The organism is Bacillus sp. 05T21, from assembly GCF_056396785.1.
This window is the reverse complement of sequence record NZ_JBFTMD010000062.1, coordinates 1-6,697: the sequence shown is the minus strand read 5'-3', so window position 1 is coordinate 6,697 and position 6,697 is coordinate 1. Positions and strand designations below refer to the sequence as shown.

Annotated in this window: 8 protein-coding genes and 1 pseudogene; 2 read left to right on the top strand and 7 right to left on the bottom strand. The window is 31.9% G+C overall.

Features of this window, described 5'->3' with window-relative positions:
- Both AC1DKZ_RS32375 and AC1DKZ_RS32370 read right to left on the bottom strand, forming a co-directional pair.
- A partial coding sequence (locus tag AC1DKZ_RS32375) for an IS6 family transposase (RefSeq protein WP_476997933.1) occupies positions 1-543 on the bottom strand: 543 nt, incomplete at its 3' end.
- Positions 500-706, bottom strand: coding sequence for a hypothetical protein (locus AC1DKZ_RS32370; RefSeq protein ID WP_476997932.1), 207 nt, complete (start codon positions 704-706; stop codon positions 500-502). The genes AC1DKZ_RS32375 and AC1DKZ_RS32370, both read right to left, overlap by 44 nt.
- A gap of 732 nt (positions 707-1,438) precedes the next feature.
- Here AC1DKZ_RS32370 and hfq point away from each other — a divergent pair.
- Positions 1,439-1,600, top strand: a complete 162-nt coding sequence (gene hfq, locus AC1DKZ_RS32365) for an RNA chaperone Hfq (RefSeq protein ID WP_431182981.1) — start codon at positions 1,439-1,441, stop codon at positions 1,598-1,600.
- A 244-nt stretch (positions 1,601-1,844) separates the two neighbouring features.
- Here hfq and AC1DKZ_RS32360 read toward each other — a convergent pair whose 3' ends face one another.
- The 3 genes from AC1DKZ_RS32360 to AC1DKZ_RS32350 all read right to left on the bottom strand — a co-directional run bounded on the left by AC1DKZ_RS32360 (position 1,845) and on the right by AC1DKZ_RS32350 (position 4,444).
- Positions 1,845-2,615, bottom strand: a complete 771-nt coding sequence (locus tag AC1DKZ_RS32360; RefSeq protein WP_431182951.1) for a YibE/F family protein — start codon at positions 2,613-2,615, stop codon at positions 1,845-1,847.
- Positions 2,612-3,751: a YibE/F family protein gene (locus tag AC1DKZ_RS32355; protein WP_431182950.1), complete on the bottom strand. Its 1,140-nt coding sequence runs from the start codon at positions 3,749-3,751 to the stop codon at positions 2,612-2,614. The genes AC1DKZ_RS32360 and AC1DKZ_RS32355 overlap by 4 nt, the downstream gene beginning before the upstream one ends.
- A gap of 339 nt (positions 3,752-4,090) precedes the next feature.
- Entirely contained in the window at positions 4,091-4,444 is a 354-nt protein-coding gene (locus AC1DKZ_RS32350) for a hypothetical protein (RefSeq protein ID WP_404458256.1), read from the bottom strand.
- Between AC1DKZ_RS32350 and AC1DKZ_RS32345 the strand changes: the two are divergent.
- Positions 4,389-4,814: pseudogene (locus AC1DKZ_RS32345) on the top strand (IS4 family transposase); the annotation flags it as partial. The gene AC1DKZ_RS32350 and the pseudogene AC1DKZ_RS32345 overlap by 56 nt on opposite strands.
- A 35-nt stretch (positions 4,815-4,849) precedes the next feature.
- On the opposite strand, the gene AC1DKZ_RS32340 reads toward AC1DKZ_RS32345, so the two are convergent.
- Together AC1DKZ_RS32340 and AC1DKZ_RS32335 are read right to left on the bottom strand one after the other, a co-directional pair.
- A complete protein-coding gene (locus AC1DKZ_RS32340) occupies positions 4,850-5,608 on the bottom strand; it encodes a DUF975 family protein (protein WP_476997931.1) in 759 nt (252 codons plus the stop codon).
- 413 nt (positions 5,609-6,021) lie between these two features.
- On the bottom strand, positions 6,022-6,697 hold a 676-nt coding region (locus AC1DKZ_RS32335), incomplete at its 5' end, for an RNA-guided endonuclease TnpB family protein (protein ID WP_476997930.1).

Below are 6,697 nucleotides of genomic sequence, written 5' to 3'. Positions count from 1 at the left end.
ACACGACCCTTTCTTCACTTCTACTATATAAAAAATAGTAGTGCGAACCAATGCCTTGGCCTGCACTACTAATCTTAGTATGTTTTCTTTTTTCAACTGTTCAATTGCTATAGGATAAGCTGGGTTCTTATCGACTGTTATAACACGTGGCTTTGAAACATGAAAAGACCGCAAAGCTTTCTTGAAAAAGCGCTTTACAGCCTTCTGGTCTCTTGTTTTATTTAGGAAAAAATCAATTGTGTTTCCTTTCGAATCAACAGCACGATACAGATACATCCATTGACCTTTTACTTTGATATATGTTTCATCGACTCTCCAAGAGTCATTTGTTTGTTTGAGGTGACGGCGGATTCGTTTGTCCAATTCAGGACCATACTGATGAACCCAACGCATAATCGTTGTATGAGAAATGGATAAACCCCATTCTTCTAGCATTTCCACCAAATCACGAAAACTGAGGTTGTACCGTAGGTACCATCTTACCATTAACAAAATAATATCAGGCTGATAATGCTTCCATTTGAATACATTTTCTTTTTCCATACCAATCACGCACCCTTTTTAAAGTAATAGTAACAGTATGTCCAAGATTTATAGATTCATTGCAATTGTCCTTAAGTTTTTGCACCAGAACCTTGACCTTATTCCCTGTAAACTCCATTCCACACATTCCATCTGTGCCTAATAGCTTTACGTTACCTTCCATTCTTTTAACCTCGCTTTCTATTCAAAGGATTATTTTGTTTAAATCTTCCTTAAATCGTATTACCTATCATTAATCTACAAGTTAATTCCTGTATAATACAATTAAGTAATTAACAGGAGTGTTATACATGCCAGATACACTAAGGCTTATTATTTTTATTGTTATTGCAATTGGCGCAATCATTAACTTATATCTAGAGTTTAAGAAACCTAAAAAAAGTATATTCTCAATAATTTTCCTCTCGATACTCCTTATTGGATCTTCGACATTGGTAAAAGAGATTTTATCCAGACTTATATAAACAACTGAATAAAACTCAATATTCCGTAAATACTATAGACACATGGTTATCTTTCCTCTGTTTTTCTTGGGTGAGCAGTTAGCTTTTGCTAGCTGCTCTTTTATTTCGTTCCTGCTCCTGTTTCTTAAAGAATTCTCTAACTGCATTTTCCCAATAAATACATTCTCTATTCCTCCTTGAATAAATTCCAATAATTCGTAAATGCTATAAACAACCCATTCTTAAACGTTTTTCTTAAATTGAGCAGTTAGCTTTTGCTAGTTGCTCTTATTTTCTGTAATTGGTTACATTTACCTGATGTTTTCAACGTAATATTACGTTACGATATAAAAGAATAAAATATATTGAGCTGTTATACCATTACCCTAGAAAACTAGGGTTTTTATTTCTAAAAATGAAATATTTATTAAAACCTTTCTCAACACCAATACATAGAAAACAGAATCCAAAAAAGAGTAGTAATGATTTTTCTAATAAACGGAGTTAGAGTCCCCGGAATCATTATCGCTGTTGATAAATTTTCAGTGCTAATCTCCAATAATGGGAAGCAACAACTCCTTTATAAACAAGCTATTTCAACAGTTGCTTTATAAAATAATACGAGCTTCGGGGTTCTTTATAAATCTATCCCACTTTAAAAATGGCAAAAATGATTTTAAGTCAGTAATGTAGATATTTTGAAAGTAAAAGAAGAGTCTTAATTTAAACGAAGCCGAAACCTGATCTCAGATTTCGGCTTTTCGACATAAGATGAATTACAAATTATATTCAAAATCGCATAAAATGAAAAATTTTCATAGGAGTAATTTAAGCATACCTAAACTTTGCAACAGAATCCTATTTAACGGTTTTATCTCTTTTTCTTATAAAAAAATATGCAGTAATCCACGAAGTAATAGGAATAACCAAAGCTATACCGATTCCAGCGCAAAATATAGTTATCAACTCGGCACTAAATACTTTTGAATTTACAATTTCCCCAATTGAATAAGATAAATCTTTAAACCATAAAAACAATGCTAGATAGCTTCCAGCGAAAGCGAAAAATAATGTATTCGAATTTGACCCTAATATATCCTTCCCAATGCTTATTCCAAATGTAAATAAATCTTTCCTACTGATTAATGGATTGTGATTTAATCTTTCTGCCATTGGAGATGCAATAGAAATAGCAACATCAATAATCGCACCTATTGTACTCATGATAATTACAGCAGCTCCAATTTTAATAAAATCTACTCCAATATGAAGGGAAAATATGCTAAGCTCCTCTATTTCTTCTTCACCAAACCCCTGAATCATAGTCTTTTTTGTTACTATAACAATAAAAAATAGTAAAATCATAATAGTGATAATAGTGGAGATAAATGCAGCTATTGTTTTAAGGTTTATTTCATTAATGTAGAACAGAGTAATAACACTGATTATCGTACATGCAATCATGGAGATAACAATGGGGTTGGAACTCGGGTCTGACATAAAAATTATAATCAGAAAGATTACACCAAAGTTTAGAAATAAGGCAATAAAAGATCGTATTCCTTTTTTTCCACCAATGGAGGTCATCAATATAAATAAAATGACTGTCAGTAATACTAATACATTCATAATCTTGCCTTCTTTCGATTAATAAAATAAATAGTTGTATATAGACCTATCGGAATCGTTAACGCAATTCCAATACCACCCGCTAAGGCTCGAGTTAATTCCAATGAAAGGTTTATAGAAAGCGTATAACCTAATGGGGACGCATTCTTCAAAAATAAAATAATTATCGGAATAGAACCGCTTATGTACGCAAAAAATAAAATGCTCGTCATGGATCCCATAATATCTTTTCCAATATCCATACCCGATGTTTTTAGCGCCTTCATTGAGATGTTATTATTTTCTTCATATAAACCAAAGATAGAAGAAGACATTGTAATAGCTACATCCATTACGGCTCCTAAAGAGCCAATTAATACACCTGCCATAAACACCTCTTTATAAGGTCTAGTTAAAAATTGCATTTCTTCATATCTAAGTCCTTTTTCATCAGTTAACCATATTATAAGGTAGGTAATTAACAATGAAATAAAAGTTCCTAGTATGGTGGAAAAAATAGCTGCAAATGTTTTCTCGTTAAAGCCATTAGTAAGTAATAAAGAAATAAATATAATTAAAATGACACTTACACCGCATATTAGTAATAAATTGCTATTTAACGTATGCAAGTAAACATCTAATGCATATGATAATAAAACAACATTGATTGCCAAACTTATAATAGAAAAAAAACCTTGCCTTTTTCCAATGAAAATTAAAACGAAGACAAAAATCCATCCACTAATCAAAACATATTTATCACGTTTTACATCTGTTATATCTCCAGTTATCTTTACGCTTTTTTCTGTGCCCTTATGAATTGAAACAAACAATTCATTTCCAACATGATATTCTTGATCATATCCACCGGATAAGGAATATTCATTAACTAAATGGATAAGTTGTCCTTTCTCTTTCCCGTTTTTCAATTGTGCTACTATACTCTGAGTGTATATCTTATCGAGATTATTGTTCCTATCTGAAATTTCGGACGAAGACTCTAATTGAGTTTTGATAACCTTGGCTATAGGGCGTTCATAATATGAATAATTGTGATGAACAAAAATAATTGAGGCCGAAAAGCAGAGTAGTAGTATAGTATAAAGAAGAATTTGTTTCCGAGTTATTCTTTTTAATTTATGTAGCACATTATCCAAAAAAAAACCTCCAACTATTTAATAGGATAAAACAAATACAAATTTAAGATATATTGTTTGCAGGTGTCTTCAGAGAAAAATATGTCTAAAGGCATTACATGAGGACAAGCTTAGTATATTAGTATAACAAGGATATTTGGGGTTTGGTACAAAACATTAAAACTTTGGTTCTGCTGCAAAAATATTAGTTAGAAATATAGAATAGCAATTTTCTCTTCATTTCTATCTTATGAAGCTAGGCCAAGCAATGTATGAATACATTGTTTCTGGTTTTGGACAGAATTGTCCGGTAAAACGCGTTGCCCCTTCTTTAGAGTCATACTATCAGTATGCCCAAGTTTAGGAGATTACTTGCAAGAGTCTTGAATTTTTTGCACCAGAACCTAAAATGACAAAGTCACGGAAATGAGCCACTTCATTTAAAGTAACTGTTGCTAAGGGGTAAAACAATGCAACTTTTTTATAAACAGTAGCACTTTCTTTAAAAATGTATGACTTTAATTTAAAACTACAGTAACGTTCTATCTGCATTAAAGTGAATAAAATCAATTTAAGGAAATAAATTAAAAATAATAAAGAAGTAAACAAAAAGAGATCGGAATTTCCGATCTCTTTTTTACATGCAAATAAACAATCCAACCAAAAGTTATCTTCAGCTAAGCTGCTCTCTTCTCCATACACTTCTATTTTCAAACGTATTCGTGTCCTAGATTCAACTGCATTTCAACTTCCAGACCCTTTTTCATTCGTTTATCCAGGTGCAGGAGGATGCAGCCATACAGCGGGAGTAAAGATTCAGCTTGAGTATGATTTATTAAGTGGACCGTTCCTTCATATTCATACTGGCCCAGGTAAACAACATGATCGCACTTACGGCTCTCTGTGTGTCCCAACTATGACAACGAATGATTTATGTATCCGGGATTTAGGTTATTTTCATTTAAAAGACCTTCAATATATACAAGATAAAGTGGCCTACTATATCTCTCGTATCAAATCGAATACACGTATGTATCAAAAAATTCCTAACACTGATTATTTTCAAGATGGCAGAATCAAGAAAGTATATATTTCACCTTATACATACTTACTTCCTATTTATATACTTACCTTCGCTTCTCCAAAATCCTGTTTTTTAATTAAATCTAAGTAAAAATGTGAGACAGTTATATTGTAATAGGGAGAAATGAAAATAAATGATAGATTAAATGTAAACATCCCTATAAATGCAGCTAATAGAAACCAACCAATAAATGATAACCAAAGAACAAATAACTTTAGCTTTTGCCCTTTCATTATTCTTTTACTTTCTCTCAATGCTTCACTTGCTGTATAATCAGGATTCTCTACTAATATGTAATACGACATGGAATAAGAAAAATATTTAATAATACCTGGAACAATAAATAATAGGCTCCATAAAAAAAGAAAAACAGCTTGCAACAGGCCCAATTTTATTGATCTAAACAAATTGCTTTTTTTAAACCCTAGAAATACATCGTCCACTTTAGCGTCTTCATTTTCCCCTAAATGTAAGGTGAAAGCAGAATATCCATAATTAAAGATGCCTTGTATGGAACTGTAAATTAAGAAACAAATAAGTCCTAAAAAAATATAACTTAGAATAAGTAAAACTAGTGCAGTAGGGTCTACTTGAGGTTGCCCACTAATTGAATAAACAAAGATTACATCCAAACCAATTACTCCAATAAACAGGCCAACTATTAAATACATGAATGTCGCGATTGCTGACGCACTAAGAGTAGGTACAAAATAGTTTAACGCTGATACTCCTATACTTATCCCCCATTTACCATCTAACGAATTAAGTGCTGCTTTCTTTAAATTTCTTGTCATACTTGTATTCCCTCCTTTTTTCTTATTTTCCTTTACTGAAAAAACAAAAAAACTTGTAGCAGGCCCCGCTACAAGTTCTTTTAGCTAAATACTTTAGCTCATCAAAACAAATTATTTATTCTACACAATCGGGGGTAATGCCTAAAATATGGTTTGTTAACATTATTATATAACATAATTATGAATTTTTGTTAAAAATTATATATATTCAGACGAAAAATTCTCCATTTTTTTACTTATTTTTGATTTTCATGTAGTTTTAACTATTGAAAATAAGTAAAAAAAACTCTGCACTATTTCAATCAAAAGTTTTTTTAATAAACATTAAAAGACCACCTTTGAACTACCCCCACTTTCACTTCGTTTAGAAGTGGGGGATTCCTAAGTAAAGAGTTCTATTGAACTCTAATTTATTAGGCTATCTCCGCAGTCCTTGCGGTTAGAAGCCTTATCGCTTCATTCTTTAGATTGATACTTGCGTTAATATCCCTATCATGATGTGTATGACAAGAAGGGCAATTCCATTTACGTAGGTTTAGATTTTTAACGTCTTTGTTTTGATATTCACAACAAGAACATAATTGGCTTGAAGCAAATGTTTTCGATACGACAATGATTTGTTTGCCGTACCATTTCGCTTTATATTCCAACATGGCTCGAAACTGTGACCATGTTACCTCACTAATCGCTTTTGCTAACTTATGATTCTTTAACATATTCGATACTTGCAAATCTTCTATACCGATAACATCGTGGTTTTTGATGATTTCAGTTGAGATTTTGTCCAAGTAATCTTTTCTAGCATTTTCCATGTATTCATGAATTCTAGCTACCTTTACTCGTTGTTTATTCCAGTGAGAAGATCCTTTCCTTCTTCTAGAAAGAACACGCTGTGCTTTTATCAACTTCTCTTCTAACGATCGAAAAAACTTCGGATTTTTATAGATTGTTCCATCTGACAAAATGGCGAAATCTTTTAGTCCCACATCCATTCCAATGTAAGAATTTGTTTTCGGAAGTTCTTGCACTTCTGTTTCAACTAACAATGACACAAAGTATCTGCCAGAAGAGTTCCGTCTAACCGTAGCA

Bases quoted from the DNA above. Each gene is read 5' to 3' on its own strand.
- AC1DKZ_RS32360 (WP_431182951.1), bottom strand. From the start codon at position 2,615: ATGAATGTATTAGTATTACTGACAGTCATTTTATTTATATTGATGACC.
- AC1DKZ_RS32340 (WP_476997931.1), bottom strand. From the start codon at position 5,608: ATGACAAGAAATTTAAAGAAAGCAGCACTTAATTCGTTAGATGGTAAA.
- AC1DKZ_RS32370 (WP_476997932.1), bottom strand. From the start codon at position 706: ATGGAAGGTAACGTAAAGCTATTAGGCACAGATGGAATGTGTGGAATG.